Annotated in this window: 19 protein-coding genes; 7 read left to right on the top strand and 12 right to left on the bottom strand. The window is 72.7% G+C overall.

Translation table 11 applies throughout. The features are described from left to right. Window positions 1-38 precede the first annotated feature (38 nt). The 3 genes from ACGFMK_RS34225 to ACGFMK_RS34215 all read right to left on the bottom strand — a co-directional run bounded on the left by ACGFMK_RS34225 (window position 39) and on the right by ACGFMK_RS34215 (window position 5,125). Window positions 39-2,861 (bottom strand): ATP-binding protein, encoded by a 2,823-nt coding sequence (locus ACGFMK_RS34225; protein ID WP_392772159.1) that lies wholly within the window; start codon window positions 2,859-2,861, stop codon window positions 39-41. Window positions 2,862-2,975: 114 nt separating this feature from the next. Then, complete coding sequence (locus tag ACGFMK_RS34220) at window positions 2,976-3,737, bottom strand: DeoR/GlpR family DNA-binding transcription regulator (protein WP_392772156.1); 762 nt, start codon at window positions 3,735-3,737, stop codon at window positions 2,976-2,978. Window positions 3,738-3,916: 179 nt separating this feature from the next. Next, window positions 3,917-5,125, bottom strand: a complete 1,209-nt coding sequence (locus ACGFMK_RS34215) for a cytochrome P450 (protein WP_392772154.1) — start codon at window positions 5,123-5,125, stop codon at window positions 3,917-3,919. 104 nt (window positions 5,126-5,229) lie between these two features. On the opposite strand from ACGFMK_RS34215, the gene ACGFMK_RS34210 reads away from it, so the two are divergent. Beyond that, entirely contained in the window at window positions 5,230-6,405 is a 1,176-nt protein-coding gene (locus ACGFMK_RS34210) for a CaiB/BaiF CoA transferase family protein (RefSeq protein ID WP_392772152.1), read from the top strand. On the opposite strand, the gene ACGFMK_RS34205 is transcribed toward ACGFMK_RS34210, so the two are convergent. Continuing rightward, the gene (locus ACGFMK_RS34205; protein ID WP_392772149.1) at window positions 6,390-6,848 is read right to left on the bottom strand and encodes a GNAT family N-acetyltransferase; all 459 of its coding nucleotides are present in this window, start codon (window positions 6,846-6,848) and stop codon (window positions 6,390-6,392) included. The two genes, ACGFMK_RS34210 and ACGFMK_RS34205, sit on opposite strands and share 16 nt — an antisense overlap. 3 nt (window positions 6,849-6,851) lie before the next feature. Beyond that, entirely contained in the window at window positions 6,852-7,610 is a 759-nt protein-coding gene (locus ACGFMK_RS34200; protein WP_392772146.1) for an HpcH/HpaI aldolase/citrate lyase family protein, read from the bottom strand. A gap of 107 nt (window positions 7,611-7,717) precedes the next feature. On the opposite strand from ACGFMK_RS34200, the gene ACGFMK_RS34195 reads away from it, so the two are divergent. From ACGFMK_RS34195 to ACGFMK_RS34180, 4 genes are all read left to right on the top strand, one after another. Further along, complete coding sequence (locus tag ACGFMK_RS34195) at window positions 7,718-8,476, top strand: thioesterase II family protein (RefSeq protein ID WP_392772144.1); 759 nt, start codon at window positions 7,718-7,720, stop codon at window positions 8,474-8,476. Between the two features lie 72 nt (window positions 8,477-8,548). Then, window positions 8,549-9,388: a phytanoyl-CoA dioxygenase family protein gene (locus ACGFMK_RS34190; protein ID WP_392772141.1), complete on the top strand. Its 840-nt coding sequence runs from the start codon at window positions 8,549-8,551 to the stop codon at window positions 9,386-9,388. A 116-nt stretch (window positions 9,389-9,504) separates the two neighbouring features. Further along, window positions 9,505-10,362 (top strand): NAD-dependent epimerase/dehydratase family protein, encoded by an 858-nt coding sequence (locus ACGFMK_RS34185; RefSeq protein WP_392772138.1) that lies wholly within the window; start codon window positions 9,505-9,507, stop codon window positions 10,360-10,362. 87 nt (window positions 10,363-10,449) lie between these two features. Continuing rightward, window positions 10,450-10,629, top strand: coding sequence for a hypothetical protein (locus tag ACGFMK_RS34180; protein ID WP_392772136.1), 180 nt, complete (start codon window positions 10,450-10,452; stop codon window positions 10,627-10,629). A 113-nt stretch (window positions 10,630-10,742) separates the two neighbouring features. On the opposite strand, the gene ACGFMK_RS34175 is transcribed toward ACGFMK_RS34180, so the two are convergent. The 7 genes from ACGFMK_RS34175 to ACGFMK_RS34145 form a co-directional block, all read right to left on the bottom strand. Then, the gene (locus ACGFMK_RS34175; RefSeq protein WP_392772134.1) at window positions 10,743-11,378 is read right to left on the bottom strand and encodes a GntR family transcriptional regulator; all 636 of its coding nucleotides are present in this window, start codon (window positions 11,376-11,378) and stop codon (window positions 10,743-10,745) included. Window positions 11,379-11,454: 76 nt separating this feature from the next. Continuing rightward, the gene (locus ACGFMK_RS34170; RefSeq protein WP_392772132.1) at window positions 11,455-12,120 is read right to left on the bottom strand and encodes an HAD family hydrolase; all 666 of its coding nucleotides are present in this window, start codon (window positions 12,118-12,120) and stop codon (window positions 11,455-11,457) included. A gap of 78 nt (window positions 12,121-12,198) precedes the next feature. Continuing rightward, window positions 12,199-13,068 carry a LysR family transcriptional regulator gene (locus ACGFMK_RS34165; RefSeq protein ID WP_392772131.1) on the bottom strand — a complete coding sequence of 290 codons (870 nt, stop codon included), beginning with the start codon at window positions 13,066-13,068 and terminating at the stop codon, window positions 12,199-12,201. A gap of 45 nt (window positions 13,069-13,113) precedes the next feature. Then, the gene (locus ACGFMK_RS34160) at window positions 13,114-13,392 is read right to left on the bottom strand and encodes an alpha/beta fold hydrolase (RefSeq protein WP_392772129.1); all 279 of its coding nucleotides are present in this window, start codon (window positions 13,390-13,392) and stop codon (window positions 13,114-13,116) included. Between the two features lie 178 nt (window positions 13,393-13,570). Continuing rightward, the gene (locus ACGFMK_RS34155) at window positions 13,571-13,939 is read right to left on the bottom strand and encodes a DoxX family protein (protein WP_392772127.1); all 369 of its coding nucleotides are present in this window, start codon (window positions 13,937-13,939) and stop codon (window positions 13,571-13,573) included. Window positions 13,940-14,010: 71 nt separating this feature from the next. Then, the gene (locus ACGFMK_RS34150; protein ID WP_392772125.1) at window positions 14,011-16,362 is read right to left on the bottom strand and encodes a glycoside hydrolase N-terminal domain-containing protein; all 2,352 of its coding nucleotides are present in this window, start codon (window positions 16,360-16,362) and stop codon (window positions 14,011-14,013) included. 112 nt (window positions 16,363-16,474) lie between these two features. Next, window positions 16,475-17,680, bottom strand: coding sequence for a lipase family protein (locus ACGFMK_RS34145; RefSeq protein WP_392772123.1), 1,206 nt, complete (start codon window positions 17,678-17,680; stop codon window positions 16,475-16,477). A gap of 111 nt (window positions 17,681-17,791) precedes the next feature. Between ACGFMK_RS34145 and ACGFMK_RS34140 the strand changes: the two genes are divergently transcribed. Both ACGFMK_RS34140 and ACGFMK_RS34135 read left to right on the top strand, forming a co-directional pair. Then, the gene (locus ACGFMK_RS34140) at window positions 17,792-18,388 is read left to right on the top strand and encodes a TetR/AcrR family transcriptional regulator (RefSeq protein WP_392772121.1); all 597 of its coding nucleotides are present in this window, start codon (window positions 17,792-17,794) and stop codon (window positions 18,386-18,388) included. 23 nt (window positions 18,389-18,411) lie between these two features. Continuing rightward, on the top strand, window positions 18,412-18,599 hold a 188-nt coding region (locus ACGFMK_RS34135; RefSeq protein WP_392772118.1), incomplete at its 3' end, for a carotenoid oxygenase family protein.

Here is an 18,599-nt window from a genome sequence, read left to right as displayed (position 1 = left end):
AGCGTCACCTTCGGTAGCCATCACCCGTCCGTGACCGGTCACCACGAGCGCAGTGCCTGTGCCAGCTCCCCGCGGCCCTTGATGCCCAGCTTCCGGTAGACGCTCGTGAGGTGCAGCTCGACCGTGCGCTGGGTCAGGAACAGCGACTCCGCGATCTCGCGGTTGGTCACGCCCTCCACCGCTCGTTCGGCCACGCGACGTTCGCTGCCGCTCAGCGCGTCGGCCGGCGACGCCGTGCCGCTGCGCATCCGCCCGCCCGCCTCGGCGAGCGCGGGCAGCGCCAGGCCGAGCAGCTGCTTGTCCCGGCTGAGCACGGAAAGGTCGATCGAGCGGCGCAGCCGTTCCCGCGCGCCCTCGGCGTCACCCCGCCGCAGCAGCCGCCGGCCGAGCAGGTACTCGGCCTTGGCGTGCTCCAGCTTCGCCGGTGAGCCCGCCAGCAGCTCCACGGCCTCTTCGAGCAGCTCGACGCTCGCGTCGCCGTCGGTCACCAGAGCCCGCGCGGTCCGGGCCATGCCGGCCGCCCGCGCGGTACCCCACCGGGCTACCGCCTCTTCGACGGCCTCGAGCGTGGCCACGCCCTCGCTCACCCGGCCGAGACCGGCGAGCAGCTCGGTCGTGTCGTACCACCACGGCGCCATCACCGGGTTCTCGATCCCAGCGTCGGCGAGGCTGTCCCCGCACCGGCGCAGGTACACCAGCGCGCCCTCCGGGTCGTCGAGCGCCGCCCGCGCGCGGGCCCTGGCCATCAGGAACCAGTGGTACTCCAGGGTGAAGTTCTCCAGCCGCGGCCGGACGACCGTGTCCAGCACCTCCTCCGCGCGGACCGGGTCGCCCTGGCGCACGAGCATCGCGCCGAGCGCGGCCTGCGGCATGGTCACCCCGGGCGCCCAGCGTTCCTGCGTCACGACGTCGAAGGAGAACTGCGCGTCCGCCAGTGCCTCGGGCAGGTTGCCGGTGAACTGGTGGATGAGCGCGCGGGTGCTGGCCCCGAGGGTGTACGTCCAGGCCTCGCCGCGGCGCTGGGCGTGCTCCAGCAGCTCGTTGATCGCGCCCAGCGCCGGCCCGACGTGGTCGGCGAGGTACAGCGCGAGCACGGCTCCGAGCACCGCCCAGCCGCCGGGCGCGACGTCCCCGATCCGCAGCACCTGCCCGGCCTGGGCGGCCACCTCGGCGGCGGGACGGCCCTGCAGGCTGCCCAGCGACGCGAGCATGCCCAGCAGCTGCCGTTCCTCGGCGGTGTCGCCGTCCGGCGGGACGACGTCGCGGAAGCGCGCGCCGACCTGGCCGACCGTGGACTTCTCGTCCATGCCGGAGATCAGCAGCACCGACTCGGCGAGCGTGCGCAGCGACCTGTCCGCCGGTGACGGGTCCGGCCCCAGCTCCGCCTCCAGCGCGTCGAGCACCTCACCGGCGAGCGCGAAAGCGCGCAGGGAGTTCTGCGACGTCAGCGAAATCAGGGCGTAGAGCACCACGATCGGCACCCGGCGGCGCGGGTCGGCGACCAGGTCGAGGGCGTGCTCGAGGTGCCGCAGCGACGACTTCGGGTCGACCTGCCCCTGCACCCGGGCCAGCTGCACCAGCACCTGGACGCTGTCCTCGTCGGCCTGCAGCGCCCGGGCCAGGTACCGCGCGGCCGCGGCGGGCGCGCCCCGGCTCTCCGCGGCGACCGCCGCGTCGCGCAGCACGTTGACCATCCACGGCTGCGGCACCGATTCCAGCTGCAGCAGCAGGATCGCGACGTCCTCGGCAGGACGGCCGCTGTCGTTCAGCAAGGTCGCCGCGCGTTCCCGCAACGCCGTCAGCTCGGCGGGCGGCACGGCCGCCAGCACCGCCGAACGGATCAGGTCGTGGGCGTAGTCGAGCCGGTCGGGCTGCAGCAGCTCGTTCTCCCGCAGCGCCCGCACGGCGCCACCCGCCGGGCCGGGCTGGGTGCCCGCGAGCGCGGCGATCGTCTCGAGCTTTTCCCCGCCCAGCACGGCGATCGCGCGCGCCACCGCGAACGCGTCGGCCGGCAGCCGGTCCAGCAGCGAGCGCGCGACGACTTCGCGCCCGAGCTCCTCGAGCGTCCCCAGGTGCGTGGCGTCCGGCACGACCCGGCCGCGCAGCCGCGCCACCACGCGGTCGAGCAGGAACGGGTTGCCGCCGGTGACCTCGGCGCACTTGGCCACGAACCCCGGGTCCGGGGCCACGCCGAAGCGCTCGCGCAGGACGTCCGCGACGGCTTCGGCGGGCAGCGGCGCGAGGTCGACGGTCAGGCAGCTCAGCGTCGCGCCGATCTCGCCCAGCACCTCGGGGCTGGGTTCGTCGGGCCCGGTGCGCTGGGTCATCAGTACCAGCAACGGCAGGTTCTCCGCGCGGCGCAACAGGAAACCCAGCCAGCGCAAGGACGTCTCGTCGCACCAGTGGACGTCGTCGACGGCCAGCACGACGAGGCCCTGGGCGGCCAGGCCCGCGGTGAGCCAGTGCAGGCCGTACATGACGGAGTAGGTGTCGGCGCCGGCGGAGGCGTCGTGCTCGGGCACCAGCGCGGGCAGCGCCAGCCGGGCGCTGCCGGTGAGCAGCCCGTCCGGATCGTCGCCGTCGAGCCGCAGGGGTTCGAACAGCGCGCGGACGGCTTCGTAGGCTGCGGAACCGCTTTCCGGGCAGCCGACCGTGAGCACGGTCGGGGCAACGCCGTCGAGTTCGTCGAGCGCGGCGGCCAGGAGCTTGGTCTTCCCGATCCCGGCCGGGCCGCGCAACAGCACCGCCTGCCCCTCGCCGAGCGCCGCGGCGCGGGCCCGGTCGACGAGCAGTTGCAGCTCCCAGTCCCGGCCGGCCAGTTCCGTCGCGGGCACCGCCCGCAGGCCACTCCGCAGAGCCACCGTGTCTCCCGTCCTCGCTCCCGGACCGGCCCCAGCGCGGCCCGGTCCGCGCCCACCCTGCCAGGGCGGCGGCGGCCTGGCCCGGCGGAGTCCCGGGGAGCGGGAACCGCGACGTCAGACCGCGAGCACCCGGGTGCCGGCCCGACGGATCTCGTCGGCGGCCACGAGGTCGACGCGGTCGTCGGTGATCAGGGTGTCGACGTCCTCGACGTCCCCGAACCGGGCGAAATGGTCGTTTCCCACCTTACTGTGGTCGGCCAGCACGACCGTGCGCCGCGCGGCCGCGATCGCCGCGCGCTTGACCATCGCCTCCGACGAGTCCGGGGTCGTCAGGCCCCGCGCCACGGAAATGCCGTCGGTCGCCATGAACGCGACGTCGACGTAGGTGTCGCCCAGCGCCCGCAGCGCCCAGTTGTCGACCGCGGCGAGGGTGCGGCCCCTGACCCGGCCGCCGACGAGCATCACGGTCACCTTGCCGCGCCCGGACAGGGCCAGCGCGATCGTCACGGCGTTGGTCACGACCGTCAGCTCGCGGTCCACCGGGAGGATGTCGGCCAGCTCGCCGACCGTGCTGCCGGCGTCCAGCAGGATCGCGCCTTCACCGGGTACGAGGTCGAGGGCCGCGCGGGCGATCCGGCGCTTCTCGACGGCCATCGCGGGATCCCGGTGGGGCAGCACGAAGTCCGTGGCACCGGCGTCGACCGGAATGGCCCCGCCGTGGACGCGGCGCAGCACCCCGCGCCGTTCGAGGGCGGTCAGGTCGCGCCGGACGGTTTCGGTGGTGATCGCGAACCGCGTCGCCAGGGCCGCGACGTCCACCCGGCCGTTCGTGCGGGCCATGTCCAGGATGGCCTGATGGCGCTCCTCGGCGTACATCGTCGCACGTCTCCCTCGCGGTTTCCCGAGGTCCGCACGCTACCCACCGCCCGCGCTCGGCCACAACGGTTTCCCGCCGTTACCCGGGACTTCCCGGTTTTCCGGTGCTCGCGCTGCCCGGCACGCCCCGGGTGCGGGATCATCCGGTGGCGCCGGGTGACCCGGGTTGCCGGCCGGCGTCACCGCGTCAGGGGCAGCGCGGTCATCCCGCGCAGCGCCGGGTTCGGGCGGCGCCGCACCTCGCCGCCGATCGCCAGCGACGGGAACCGCTTGCCGATCTGTTCCAAGAGGACGGTCATCTCCAGCCGGGCCAGCGCCGCACCCAGGCAGAGGTGCAGGCCGTGGCCGAAGAACAGGCCCCGGCCGCCGTCGCGGGTGATGTCGAAGCGGTCCGGATCGGCGAACCGCGCCGGGTCCCGGTTGGCCGCTCCGATGAGCACCACGATCGCCTCTCCCGCCGGCAGCTCGACACCACCAACCACCGACGGCCGGACGGCCGCGCGCTGGCTCATCTGCGCGGCGCCGTCCCAGCGCAGCATCTCCTCGGCCGCCCCGGCGGCCAGCCCGGGATCCCCGGTGAGCCGGGCGAACTGCTCGGGGTGGGTCAGCAGGGCGTGGATCCCGTTGCCCAGCGCACCGGCCGTGGTCTCGTAGCCGCCGCCGAACAGCACGACCAGCGACTTGAGCACGTCCTCGGCGTCGGCGTCCGGCCCGGCGAGCAACGCGGACGTCAGGTCGTCACGCGGCTCCGCGCGCCGCTGCTCGATGAGGCCGCCGAAGTAGGCACGGTACTCGACGGCGGCCGCGTCGACCTCGGCGCGCAGGTCGGCCGACATCGCCGGGTTCACCTGCTTGCCGATCAGGTCGGTGACCCGGCGGAGCTCGTCGTGGTCGGCTTCGGGCACCCCGACCAGGTCGCCGATCACCGCCATGCCGAGCGGGTACAGCACGGTGCCGACGAACTCGGCGGCGCTCCCGTCCGCCGTCGCGTCGGCGAACCGGTCGAGCACCTGGTCGACGGCCCGGCGGACCGCGGGTTCCAGCGCCTGGACGCGCCGGACCGTGAAGTCGCGCATGAGCAGGCGGCGTTCGCGGGTGTGCTCCGGCGGGTTCTTCCACGGCAGCAGCTCGGCCAGCAGCACCATCGCCGGGTTGTCGCGCCAGCCCGGCGAGTGCTCGTCGCGCCACTGCGCGTCCAGCACCAGGAAGTTCGTGCCGTCGGCGAGCAGCGGCTGGCAGTCGGCGAACCGGCTGATCACCCAGCCGCCGAAGACCTCGCTGCGGAAGACCGGTGTCTCTTCGCGCAGCTTCGCGTAGACGGGGTACGGATCGGCGAGCCCGGCCGGGGTGGCCAGGGACAGCAGGGCTTCGTCGGCAGCTGCGGACACGGGGGATCCCTCCAGTCGCGGTTCGGTGCCCGCAGTGTTCTCCCCCGCGTCCGCGCGGGGGCAGGGTCCGGGCCCCGGCTTCACCCGGATGGCAGGATGCGGAAATGCCTCCACTGCCCCTCGACGGCGTCACCGTCGTGTCCTGCGAACAGGCGGTCGCCGCGCCGCTGGCCACCCGGCACCTCGCCGACCTCGGGGCGCGGGTGCTCAAGATCGAACGGCCCGGCGGCGGCGACTTCGCCCGCGCCTACGACGAAACCGTGCACGGCCTCTCCAGCCACTTCGTCTGGCTGAACCGCTCCAAGGAGAGCGTCACGCTCGACCTGAAGAGTGACGCCGCGCCCGCGATCATGGCCCGGCTGCTCGACGAGGCCGACGTGTTCGTGCAGAACTTCGCGCCCGGCGTGGCCGAACGGCTCGGCCTCGGTGCATCCGAGATCCGCGCGACGCGGCCACGGCTGATCACCTGTTCGGTGTCGGGTTACGGCTCCAGCGGGCCCTACCGCGACGCCAAGGCGTACGACCTGCTCATCCAGTCGGAGGCCGGGCTGGTGTCGGTGACCGGCACCGAGGCCGAGCCGGCCAAGAGCGGGATCCCGGCCGCGGACATCGGCGCCGGGATGTACGCCTTCTCCGGCATCCTTTCCGCGCTCTACGACCGCGAACGCACCGGCGTGGGCACCGAGCTCGAAGTGAGCCTGTTCGACTCGCTGGTCGAGTGGATGGGCTTCCCGCTGTACTACGCCGGGTACGGCGGCACCCCGCCGCCGCGGACCGGCACCAGCCACGCGGCCATCGCGCCCTACGGCACCTTCACCGCGGGCGACGGCACGGAACTCGTGCTGGCCGTGCAGAACGACCGCGAGTGGGCGGCGTTCTGCGAGCACGCCGTCGAACGGCCCGCCTGGGTGCGCGACGAGCGGTTCGCCACCGGCAGCGCGCGGGTCGCGCACCGCGCCGAGCTGGAGGCGGAGATCGGGACGATCTTCGCCTCGCTGACCGGACCCCAGCTGGAAGAACGCCTGACGACCGGCCGGATCGCCCACGCGCGCCGCCGCGAGCTGCCGGACGTCCTGGCGCACCCGCAGCTCACCGCGCGGGACCGGTTCGCCGAGGTCGGCACGCCCGCCGGGCCGATCCGCGCGACCCTCCCGCCGATCACCGTGCCGGGCCGGGCGCCGCGGATGGACGCCGTGCCGGGCCTCGGTGAGCACACCGACACCGTGCTCACCGAGTTCGGGTTCGACGCGGAAGCGTTGCGGCGTCAGGGCGCGGTGTAGCGCATCGCGATCTTGTGCGGCCGGGGCCGGCCGGTCTCGCGGAAGCCGAGCCGCTCGTAGAAGGCCTTCGCACGCGTGTTGACGTCGAGGACCTCGAGGACGACGTCCTGGCCACGCGAAGCGGCTTCGGCGGTCAGCGCTTGGACGACGTACCCGCCGATGCCGCGGCCCTGGTGGTGCGGCTCGAGTTCGATCAGGCCGAGGACGACGTCGGTCCCGGTGTCGTCGACGACCAGCGCGCCGGCGTCGTGGCCGTCGACGGTGATGATCTGCGTGCGCGCCGCGTCGAAGTGCTGCTCGTAGCGGGCGCGCTGCGCCGGCTCGTCCCAGCCCCAGATCGCCTCGACGTACTCGCCGAGGGCGGCGCGGTGCAGCTGGAAGCAGAACTCGTCATCACCCGATCGGGGCTGGCGCAGCCCGACCTGCCGCGTCTTCCGGGCCATCGGCTACTCCCCCAGGATCCGGCGGGCCCTGGCCAGCACCGGCTGGTCGACCATCTTACCGTCCACAGTAGACACCGAATCGCCCGCCGTGACGACCCGGCGGGCCCACACCAGCTCGGCCTCCGTCGGCGCGAACCCGGCCCGTACCGGCTCGATCTGCTTCGGGTGCACACAAAGCTTGCCCGCGAAGCCCATGCGACGGGCGTAGCGGACGTCGGCGGCCAGGCGTTCCTCGTCGGTCAGATCCGTCGTGACGCCGTCCACCGGGGGCGCGAGCCCGGCCGCCGCCGACGCCACGACCAGGCGCGAGCGCGCGTAGGCGAACGGCTCCGGGTCTTCGGGCGCGACGCCCAGTTCGGCGGCGAGGTCGACGCTGCCGAACGCCAGGCGCGTCACCGACGGCACGGCGGCCAGCTCACCCGCGCGTTCGACGCCGAGTGCGGTTTCGACCAGCGCCACCACCACGCCGAACCCGGCGAGCACGTCCGGCGTCTCCGCCTTGGGCACCAGCACCGGCACACCGCGCTCGGCCACCAGGGCGGCGTCGGCGTCGAACCAGCGGGTGCCCGCGGCGTTGATCCGCACCATCGCCCGCCCGCCGCCGGCCAGCCACTCCGCGACCGCGGTCCGGGCGTCGTCCTTGTCCGCCGGCGCCACCGCGTCTTCGAGGTCGAGGAGCACGACGTCGGCACCGCTCGCGACGGCCTTGCCGAAGCGATCCGGCCGGTCGCCCGGCACGAACAGGAACGTGGTCGCGGCCACCGGCGCCTCTCCTGTCGGGCGCAGTCCGGCGAAACTGGCGAAAGCACCGGACCGGCCGTGATTCACTGGTCGTGACGACGATATCCCGACCGCGGAGGACGGACGACTTGCGCAGCGACGACGGCGGCACGGCGGCCTGGGTCCGCCGGTTCCACGACGCCACCGGCAGCACCACCCGCCTGGTGTGCTTCCCGTACGCCGGCGGGTCGGCGAGCTTCTTCCACCCGGTTTCCGCGCGCTTCTCCCCCGGCACCGAGGTCGTGGCGCTGCAGTACCCGGGCCGGCAGGACCGGCGTCGCGAGCCGTGTATCACCGACCTCGGCAAGCTCGCCGACGAGATCGCCGGCAAGCTCGCCACGCTGAGCGCCAAACCGACCGTGTTCTTCGGGCACAGCATGGGCGCGGTGCTCGCGTTCGAGACCGCCTACCGGCTGGAACAGGCCGGCACCAACGCGCCGGCCACCGTCGTCGCGTCGGGCAGGCGGGCGCCCTCGACCCGCCGTGAAGATCGCGTCCACGAGCGGGACGACGAGGGCCTGATCGCCGAGCTGCGGCTGCTCAACGGCACGGACTCGGCCGTCTTCGGCGACGACGAGCTGCTGCAGCTGGCGCTGCCGTCGATCCGCGGCGACTACACCGCGATCGAGACCTACCGCTGCGAGCCCGGGCGCCGGATCGCGGCCCCGATCGCCGTGCTGACCGGCGACAGCGACCCGAAGACGACGCTGGCCGAAGCCGAGGCGTGGCGCGAGCACACCGAGGGCGCCTTCACGATCCGCGTGTTCGCGGGCGGGCACTTCTTCCTCGCCGACCACCAGGCCGACGTCACCGCGGAGATCGCCGGGCACCTCGGCGCCGTCGGCTGAACCCTGGGGTTTTCCCGAGCCGCGTGGTGCGACGGTGGCTGTCACGGACACCGCGAAGCACCAGGAGGCGCCATGGCCCTGCTGACCCGGCTGACCAGCAAGTCCACTGTGGAGGATGTGAGCGAGGTACTCGACCGGGACGGCGTGGTGGTCGTCGAGGACCTCGTCGGCGACCCGACCCTCGACGGCCTGTGGACGGACCTCGGCCCGGCGCTCGACGACGTCGTCTACGGCGACAACATCTTCTCCGGCCAGCGGACGAAACGGCTGTGCTCGTTGTTCGCGCGGAGCCGTCACACGGCCGACGTCGTGACGCACCCGCTGTTCCTCGGCGCGGCCCGCCGGCAGATCTCACGGCCGTCACCGGAGTGGTTCAGCACCAACCTCGCGGGCGTGGCGCCGAGCGTCCAGGTGAGCAGCACCCAGGTGGTCCAGATCCGGCCGGGCGAGACCGCGCAGCCCGCGCACCGGGACGACGTCGCGCACCTGCTGCGCAGCACCGGGCACCCGAGCCGGGTGCAGCTCATGGTGGCGCTGGACGACTTCACCGCGGACAACGGCGCCACGGTCTGCTGGCCGGGCAGCCACCGGTGGGAGCCGGACCGTGAACCGCGGCCGAACGAAGCGGCGGCCGCGGAGATGACCCCGGGTTCGGCGGCGATCTGGGTGGGCGGTCTCCTCCACGGCGGCGGCGCGAACCGCACCGACGAGGCGCGCACCGGCCTGACGATCGCGTTGACCCGCGCGAACCTGCGGCAGGAGGAGAACCAGTACCTCGCGGTGCCACCGGAGATCGTGCGCGAGTACCCGGAGGAGGTCCAGCGTCTGCTGGGCTACGACCTCTGCCCGCCGTTCCTCGGCTGGTACGAACACCACGACCCGCGTTCGGTGCTGGAGCGGCCGCGCGTCTGAACCGCTCGCGGCGTGATACCCCGCGGGCATCACAGCGGACGGAAAGGGTCTTGGACGCGGGAGCGGGCCTCGCGGAGAGTCGGAGGGGAACCACCCCGACCACGAAAGGTCCCACGATGAAGGTCTTCCTCACCGGCGGCTCCGGCTACGTCGGCCGCCCGACGGTCCGGGCGCTCGTCCGGCACGGTCACGAGGTGAGCGCCCTGGCCCGCAGCGACGCGGCGGCGTCCGTCCTCTCCGGACTGGGCGCACGCCCGGTGCCCGGCGGCCTGACCGACCCGGACGTCCTCCGCGCGGCGGCCGCCGAAGCCGACGGCGTCATCCACCTCGGCCAGCACTACGGCCCCGACACGGCGGAGGTGGACCGCGCCGCGGCCGACGCCCTGCAGGACGGCCTCGGCGACCGCGGAACGTACGTCCACACCGGCGGCGTCTGGGTCTACGGCGACACCGAAGGCGTCGTCGACGAGGACGCCCCGCAGCGCCCGCCGGCGATCACGGCGTGGCGCCGCGCGAACGAGGAGCGCGTCCTCTCCCGCGGCGGCAACCCGGTCCTGGTGATGCCCGGCCTGGTCTACGGCCACGGCGGCGGCCTCGCCGAGACGTTCTTCGTCGCGCCGGGCCGCGAAGAGGGTTCGGTCCCCCTCATCGGCGACGGCGCCAACCACTGGGCCCTGGTGCACGCCGACGACATCGCGGAGCTGTACGCGCTCGCCCTGCAGGCGCCGCCGAAGTCGGTGTACGCCGGGGTGAGCGGGCAGAACGTCCCGCTCGCGGAGGTCGTCGCCGCCCTTACCCACGCGGCGGGCTGCCCGGGCCAGGTCACCCGTCTGACGTACGCCGAGGCGGTGGCGCGGATGGGCCCGATCGCGGAGGCGTTCGCGCTGGACCAGCAGCTGACCCCGGCCCGCGCGCACCGCGAACTCGGCTGGACGCCCCGGCACCTGGACGCGGTGACCGAGTTGCGGGGGTAAGGGCTCTTCCGTTCGGAAGTGCGTGAACGTCCGATGCGGCGGCGGTGGCCTCAGGCCGAACGTGGACTCCGACGAAAGAAGGAGACCATGCGAGGCGACTGGATGTACGACTGGGTGCGGGTGGAGATGGACTACCGCGCCGGCCCGCGGCCGGTGTCCCCCCGGCGGCCGGAGCGCAAGCCGGCCCGGCACTGGCGGGCGCTGTGGGCGGGGTTGTTCGCGGGACAGCACCGGGTCGGGATGCCGCACGGGAGTTCGGCGTCTTAAGGCTTTGCGCTGGCGCCCGGCCGGGCACGTGCTTGAGCCCGGGTAGGCCGTGACCCGCGCATCGAAGTGCGCTTTCCGCCGCCGCCAACCTGGGCGGGCGCAGCGCGCGTGGCTCAGGGGGCGAGGAGGCCGGTCAGGGCGCGGTCCAGGTGGTCGCGCATCTCGGCCTCCGCGCTCGCCGGGTTTCCGGAGGCCACCGCCTTCAGGAGCCGGCGGTGCTCGACGGCCAGCTCGGCCGGGTCCGGGTAGGAGTCACGCAGACGGGCGAGGCAGAGCTGCATCTCCTCCTGCAGCGGCGGGTAGATCCGGCTCAGCCGGGTACTGCCCGCCGCTTCCACGAGGGCCAGGTGGAACGCCGTGTGGGCCTCGACGCGATCACTCCAGGACGCCTTCGCGGGCAACGACTCCAGCGCGGCCAGCTCCGCTTCGACCCCTTCGAGCGGCCGGCCCTGCGCGACGATCAGCCGCACCGCCATCACCTCGAGCGGCAGCCGGACGTGGAACAGGTCCCGGACGTCGTCGTCGGTGAGCACGGGCACCCGCAGCGAACGACCGTCGGACCGCTCCACCAGGTGCCGCGCGACCAGTTCCTGCAACGCGGACCGCACGGTCGGCCGGGCCACGCCGAACATCGTCGCGAGACCCTGCTCGGTCAACGACGTGCCCGGCTCGAGCTCACCGCTCAGAATCCGCCGGCGCACCTCGGTGACCAGCGCGTCCCGGGTGTTCGTCGTCTGCAGCACGGTCATCGTGCCCCTTCACCGATAGGCAGCCTTACGGCCAGACAGTATGGCGGACTGACGGTCATACCGTCCGGCTGGCCGTCTATCGAGCTGCGGCGTGGACCTGGTCGACGACCGGGACCAGGCCGGCGAGTCCGGGCAGCACGGCGTCGGCGACGGCCGGGTCGTGCGGTTCGGCGTGCCGGTTGATCCAGACCCTCGGGATGTCGAGCGCCCGCGCCGGGACCATGTCGTGGAAGTGGCTCTGCGCGACGTGCACCCAGTTTTCGCGGGTGGCGCCGAACGACGCGGCGAACCGTGCGAAGTGGGCGTGGCCGGGTTTGTAGGAGCCGACGTCCTCCGCGGTCACCACGGCGTCGATCGGTACTTCGAGCCGCCGCTGGGTCTCGCCGATGAGGTCGCGGTCGCAGTTCGTCAGCAGGGCGAGCCGCCAGCCCGCCTCGCGCAGGGCCGTCAGCGCGGCGCGGGTGTCCGGGAACACCGGCCAGTACGGCAGCCCGGTACCGAGGACGGACGCGTCGTCGGCAACCAGTTCCAGTCCCGCCTCGGCCGCCGTCCGCCGCAACGACTCCGCGAGGACCTCCCGGTACCGGCGCACCGGCACCTCGGCCTGCACCTGCGGTTCGATCCGGTTGTAGACCTCCAGCAGCTCGGCGCCGCGGCCCGGGTACAGCAGCTCGATCCCGGTGGCGATGCCGTGGCGCCAGTCCACGAGCGTGCCGAAGCAGTCGAAGGTCGCCCAGCGCATCCTCACCCGTCCCGTCGGTCAGACAGCCTCTCGGTTATACCGTCAGTCTGACATACGGTTATACCGAATACCAGCCGTTCAGTCAGACGGAATGCGCGTCGCGAAGATCTCCGCGAACTCGTAGACGAGGCGCGAGCGCCTGGCCGCGATCCAGGCGAGGCACACCTCGTTGGGCGGCAGGTCCTCGACCGGCACGTGCGCGACGTCGGCGCGGGTGTAGTACTCCGAAGTGGACAGGGGGATGACCGCGATCCCGCGCCCCGCCGCGACGTGCTCGAGCTTCTCCTCCACGCTCCCGAACCCGCGCCGCGGCCGAGGGACGCCTTCGCGGAACTCGACCGCGATGTCGCGCCACTCCGGTACCGCGTCCGGGTTGTTGAGGAGGTGCTCGTCGGCCAGGTCGCCGACCAGGACCGCGTCCTTCCCGGCCAGCCGGTGCCCGGCCGGCAGCACCGCGACCCGCGGCTCCCGGAACAGCGGCCGCACGGTCAGCCCGCGCCGGTCGACGGGCAGCCGGACCACGCTGACGTCGGCGCGGCCGTCGTGGAGAACGTCGACCTGGTCGTCCCAGGTGGTGCGGATCAGCTCGACGGCGAGGCCGGGGTGCCGCGCGGTCAGTTCGCGGACGGCGTCGGTGACCGTGATGCCCGGCATGAACCCGACGGTGAAGGTCGCGCTCCCCCGCGCCGCCGTGGCGACGCGCCGCCGCATGGCTTCGGCCGACGCCAGCAGCGGGCGAGCGTCCTCGAGCAGCTGCCGGCCGGCGTCGGTGAGTTCGGTGGATCGCCTGTCCCGCCGGAACAACTGCGCCCGCAGCTCACCTTCGAGCGCCCGGATCTGCCGCGACAGCACGGGCTGCGCGATGTGCAGCCGAGCAGCCGCACGCCCGAAGTGCAGCTCTTCGGCCACGGCGACGAAGTACCGCACTTTCCGCAGATCCACATCCACCGGCGGCCTCCCGAAGTCTGAGACCTTCAGGGTATTACGGCCCGCCTACGCGCGAGCCCTCAACAACCGCACCAAGTGCGGGTTCACCTCATCCGCGTGGGTGTAGCTCAAGAAATGCGCCCCGCCCTCGGCGACCACCGGCTCCTCCGCCCCCGGCAACGCCGCCGCCAGCTCGGCCGTTCCGGGCAGGACGAGCGCCGGGCACGTGATCTCCGGAACCCGGTCCAGGGCCGTCATCGACTGGGCCAGCTGATCGGGCGCCACCGACGCCCAGCACTGCTTCCACTCCCCGCCCTCGAACGCGCCGAAGCGGATCGTCGCCACTCCGTCGAGGACCTCCGGTGGGGCGCCGCCGCCGCCGGGTCCTCCGCCGCGGCCGACACCCGGGAAGGCGCCGGCAGCAGCGCGACCAAACCGCCCTGGCTCGTGCCGATCACCGCGGCGCGGGACACGCCAAGGTGATCCAGCACATGCGGCCGCCCACCAGGAAGCTGTGCGGCAGTCAGCCGGCGAACCGGCCCACGGCGACGAACGCCGCCAGCACCAGCAGCACGACGTTCATCGGCAGCGCCTTGGTCTCCTTGCGGCGCGCGTGCACGATGATCGCCCCGATCTGGACGATCACCAGCCCGGCCGCGGCCAGCGGGGTGAGCACCCGCGCGATGTCGAGCGCCCAGGGCAGGATCAAGCCGATCGCGCCGACGATCTCGATCGCGCCGATCCCCTTGATCGCCGCCGCGGAGAAGTCCGCCGTCCACCCCATGTTGGGGTTTTCGAGGAGCTTCTCCCGCGGGGTCACGAGTTTCATGCCCCCGGCGCCGAGGTACAGCGCGGCCAGCACGATGGCGGCGATCCACAGGGCGATGTTCACGGTCACTCCCAGGTCCGGAAAGGTGCCAGAAAAGATGATTGAACACTACATCTTTTTCCGGAGAGTAGACCTCAACTTGGTGTGACCGTGACCGACCCGCCGGGCGGCAGGGTGACGACCCGCTTCCAGGCCCCGGCGCGCACCTCGGTCCGCGTCCCGCCGACGCTGCGGATCACCGCCCGGGTCACCTTGCCGTCGCGCCACGCGACGTCGACCTCGAAGCCGCCGCGCGCGCCGATCCCGGTCACGCTCCCCGAGCGGGCCCACGCCGACGGCAGGGCGGGCAGCAGTTCCAGCACGCCCGGCCGGGAGTACAGCAGCATCTCGAGCATCGCCGTGGGCGCCCCGAGGTTCGCGTCGATCTGGAAGATCGTGTAGCTGCCCTGGCTGTACATGTCGAAGAAGTTCGGCGCGGTCCCGTTCCCGTTGTCGACCGACGGCCGCATGACCGTGAGCAGCAGCTGGTACGCCTTGTCCGCGTCCTTCAGCCGTGCCCAGCACGCCGACCGCCAAGCGGTCGCCCAGCCGAAGCTCTCCATCCCCCGCGCGATCAGCAGGGCGCGCACCCCGCCGAGCAGCTCGGCGGGCGACGTGTCCGTCGCGATCCGGTCGCCGGGGAAGAACCCGATCAGCGGTGAGAGGTGCCGGTGCGTGGTCTCGCCGAGGTTGTCCGGCGACATCCACTCCTCCAGCCAGCCGGTCGCCGGGCTCACCTTCGGCAGGTACAGCTTCCGCTGCAGCCCGGCGATCCGGTCGCCGTACGCGCGGTCGCGGCCCAGGGTCGTGACGGCCGCGCGGTAGTGCTCGAACAGGTCCCAGACGATCTCCTGGCTGTAGGTGTTCCCGAGCGTGTCCTGCGGGCCGTGCTCGGGTGACCAGTCGTGGTCGTCGACCAGCACCTCGCGGCCGTCGACGGTCGTCGTGACGAGCCGCGCCTCCCAGAACTCGGCGGCTCCCTTGAGCAGCGGGTAGATGCGCGCGAGGTAGGCCTGGTCCTGGGTGAACGCGTAGTGGTCCCACAGCGAGTTGCACAGCCACGCGTTGCCGGCGGGGTGCCACCACCAGCCGGAGCCGCCGTAGATGTTGGTGGAGAACGCGATCGCCCAGCCGCCGATCTTGCCGCTGGTGTTACGGAAGCGGTTTCTCGGGTCGTTGAACAGCTTCTTGGTGGTGTCCGTCCACACGGGAAGCTGCGAGAGGCAGTAGTCGGCCAGCGCGGTGAAGCTGCCCGGCAGGGCCGCGCGGTCGGCCAGCCAGTAGTTCATCTGGACGTTGATGTCGGTGTGGTAGTCGCTCATCCAGTCGGGCGTGTTGTTGTTCTGCCACAGGCCCTGCAGGCCCATCGGCAGGCCGTCGCGCGAGCCGGTGATCGTCAGGTACCGGCCGAACTGGAGGTAGGACGCCTCCAGCTCCGGGTCGGGCGTGGCCGGGTCGTCGTGGCGCGCCACGAGCCGCGACCACGAGTCGAGCGACCGCTTGGACGCCGGGGACGTACCCAGGTCGAGGGTCAGCCGGTCGTAGAGCCGCCGGTAGTCGGCGACGTGCGTGGCCAGCAACGCGCCACCGCCGGCCCGCAGCGCGCGGGACGCCTTCTGCTTCGACAGCGCCAGCGGGTCGGCCGAAGCGTCGAGGAACTTCCGCGCCGCGTCGGGCACGTAGTTCGTCCCACCCGAAAACACGATGACGACCTCGCGACAGCCCGTGAACACCACGTTCTTCCCCTGCTGCGAAACCTGCCCGCCCTGGCTCGACGCCGCGGCCGCGCACGCGTACTTCAGCCCGTTGGCGAAGGACGCCGCGAACGCGGGCCCGCTCAGGACCTCGTCCCGCGTCGGCTCCAAGGCGACCGTCCCAGTCAGCGTTCCCCGGCCTTCACTGGTCAGCCGGACGACCACGACGTCGTCGGGGTGGCTCGCGTAGACCTCGCGGCGGTACCGCGTGCCCTGGCCGGTGTAGGTGACGGTCACCAGGCCGTTGCTCAGGTCGAGCGTCCGCCGGTAGTTCGTGACGCCGGTGTGCGCGGGCACCGAGATCCGCGCCTTCGCCAGCAGCCCGAGGGTGCCGAACTTCTCGCGTTCGTACGGGAACTGACCGTCGTCTTCGAGCACGTTGTTGGCACCGCCGGTCCAGAGGGAAGCATCGGCGAGGTACAGGAAGTCGGCGGCCGGGTCACCGCCGACGAGGGCACCGATCCGACCATTGCCGATCGGCAGGCCTTGTTCGATGATCTTGTCCTCGGCTGCGGGCGCCGGGTACCACAGCGTCGTCGCCCGGCCGTCCGGAACGAGGTCCGCGGCAGCCGGGCGCACGACGTCTGCGCTTGCGACAAAAGGACGAACGCCACTCAGGGCGATCCCGGCGCCGACCGCGCCACCAAGCTTGAGGAAGGTGCGGCGCGAGGGCGGGAGGGAAGGGTTCGACATGTCGGATCCGTTCGGCGTTGAAGGCGGGGACCGGCTTGCAGCCCGCCAAACATATGACCTATCCGGATCCGAGGTCAAGATTCTTCGTAATTAATCCGATAATATGAACAGCTCAGCAGTTCGACGGCGCCGGCTTCCCGGCCAGCCGGTCGTGGACGTAGGCGAGGGCCCCCGGCGCACCCTGGACCGCGACGGTGACGTGGTCACCGATCGGGATCCGGTGGTACTGGATGGTCACGCCCTCGGCGCAGTACTTGCGCACCAGCGCGTCCACCGGCGGCGTGAGCGCCAGTTCGTCGAAGATCCCTTGGTAGAAGTACGTCGGCGAGCCCGGTTTCCGGGTGCCCATGACGTTCTCGGCGATCACCTTCCGCACCGACGGCACGTCGAGCAGCTCCGGCACGGTCGTGTACTCGCTCATCCGATGAAACGCCTGGCTCACGCTGAACTGGGCGATGCACTGCTTGCCGACGTCCTCGAACGCCTGCTTGCCCCGCGCGTTGAGCAGCGTGGCCGTGTCGATCTCCGGGTACGCGCGGCTCAGCCCGACCGCCGCGCCGATGTAGATCCCGGCGAACACGCCGCCGTCGATGCGGCGGGCGACGTACTCGATGTCCGCGGGCACCCCGCCGGCGGCGACCCCGGCGAACTTCAGCTCCGGCGCGTACGTCGGCTGGACCTCGTTGGCCCACTGGCTGGCCAGCGCGCCGCCCGAGTAGCCCATCAGCGCCGTCGGCGTCGCGGGCCCGGACAGCCCGGCGGGCGCGAACGACTGGGCCGCGCGGATGCCGTCGATGACGCCGTGGGCGGTGGTGAGCCCGGCCGTCCACTCCGACCGGGGGCCTTCGTAGTCGGCGGTCACGACGGTGTGGCCCGCGGCGAGCAGCGGCACCATGAGCGCCAGCTCCTCGGCGGGCAGCGCGGTGCCGGTCGCCAGCACGTACGACGGCGCGCAGTCGAGACTGAGGCCGTCCTGCGCCGTCTGGTACGAGACCAGCGTCTTCGAGGCCGGCGACACCGGTTGCATGATCGTCGCGACGTCGGCGATCGCGCCGCCGCGGGTGTCCGACGAGCGGTACTTGACCTGCCAAGCCCGGATCGGCACGGGCAGGGTGAGCGCCCGGATCGTCACCGGGCGGGAGTCGAGGACGGTGCCCGGCGCGACGTCGGGGAACGGCGACGGCTGGGCGTAGAACGGATCGGCGGCGGGGTTCGGCGGCAGGCCGGCCGCGTCGGCGGCGGGCGTGGCGACCAGGGCAGCCGCGGCGAGGACCGCGACGGTGAGGATGCGGCGGATGTCGGCGTTGACAACGGACACGGGACCTCCCGGTTTCGATACCGACCGGTATCGTGTGTCCGATTTACCAGATGACCTGCGTCACAGTCAACGAAGGACGCCCAGGTGAGGGAGGCGGTAGCGTTGCGCTCCATGACCGCACCCCGCCGCCGCCCGACCCGCGCCGAGACCCGGCGGCGGATCATCGACGCGGCCACCGCGGTGTTCGCGCGCCAGGGCATCGCCGCGACGTCGCTCAACGATGTCGCGGCCGAAGCCGGCCTCACCAAGGGCGCGGTCTACTCCAGCTTCGCCGGCCGGGACGACCTGGTGCTGACGATCATGGAAGAGCACGTCGTCGAGCGCATGGAGGGGGCGACCACGGCGTTCGCCGAGCTGGCGGACCTCGACGAGGCCACCACCGAGGCCGGGGCGCGGCTGCTGTCCGGGATCGACTCGGACGCCACCTGGCACCGGCTGCTGCTGGAGTACTGGGGCCTGGCCATGCGCAACCCGGCCGTCCACAAAGGACTCGCCGAGCGCCGCGCCCGGCTGCGGGAGGCGATCACCGCGGCCATCCGCAAGGCCGCCGCCCAGCACGGCGTCGAGCTGCCTCTCGCGCCCGAGCACCTCGCGGTCGTCGTGCTGGCGCTGTCCAACGGCCTCGCGGTCGAACGCGGCGTCGACCCGGACGCGGTGCCGCCCGGGCTCTTCAGCGACGTCCTCAAGCTGCTCGTGACCCCACGCTGACCACCGACGAAAGGCTGCCACCGGTGCCGACCAACCCCTTCCTCGAAGGCGCCTTCGCCCCGATCGGCCAGGAGCACACCCTCACCGAGCTCGAGGTGACCGGGACGATCCCCGAGTTCCTCGACGGCCGCTACCTGCGCAACGGGCCCAACCCGCTGTCCGAAGTGGACCCGGCGGCCTACCACTGGTTCATGGGCGACGGCATGGTCCA

It is taken from the genome of Amycolatopsis sp. NPDC049252 (genome assembly GCF_043197175.1).
In the GTDB taxonomy this organism is placed as follows: Bacteria; Actinomycetota; Actinomycetes; order Mycobacteriales; family Pseudonocardiaceae; genus Amycolatopsis.
Note: the sequence above shows the minus strand (reverse complement) of the source record. Positions and strands in the feature narration are given on the sequence as shown.

Coding starts and splice junctions, on each gene's coding strand:
- ACGFMK_RS34220 (WP_392772156.1), bottom strand. CDS start 3,737: ATGTACGCCGAGGAGCGCCATCAGGCCATCCTGGACATGGCCCGCACG.
- ACGFMK_RS34210 (WP_392772152.1), top strand. CDS start 5,230: ATGCCTCCACTGCCCCTCGACGGCGTCACCGTCGTGTCCTGCGAACAG.
- ACGFMK_RS34205 (WP_392772149.1), bottom strand. CDS start 6,848: ATGGCCCGGAAGACGCGGCAGGTCGGGCTGCGCCAGCCCCGATCGGGT.
- ACGFMK_RS34190 (WP_392772141.1), top strand. CDS start 8,549: ATGGCCCTGCTGACCCGGCTGACCAGCAAGTCCACTGTGGAGGATGTG.
- ACGFMK_RS34185 (WP_392772138.1), top strand. CDS start 9,505: ATGAAGGTCTTCCTCACCGGCGGCTCCGGCTACGTCGGCCGCCCGACG.
- ACGFMK_RS34180 (WP_392772136.1), top strand. CDS start 10,450: ATGCGAGGCGACTGGATGTACGACTGGGTGCGGGTGGAGATGGACTAC.
- ACGFMK_RS34175 (WP_392772134.1), bottom strand. CDS start 11,378: ATGACCGTGCTGCAGACGACGAACACCCGGGACGCGCTGGTCACCGAG.
- ACGFMK_RS34170 (WP_392772132.1), bottom strand. CDS start 12,120: ATGCGCTGGGCGACCTTCGACTGCTTCGGCACGCTCGTGGACTGGCGC.
- ACGFMK_RS34150 (WP_392772125.1), bottom strand. CDS start 16,362: ATGTCGAACCCTTCCCTCCCGCCCTCGCGCCGCACCTTCCTCAAGCTT.
- ACGFMK_RS34140 (WP_392772121.1), top strand. CDS start 17,792: ATGACCGCACCCCGCCGCCGCCCGACCCGCGCCGAGACCCGGCGGCGG.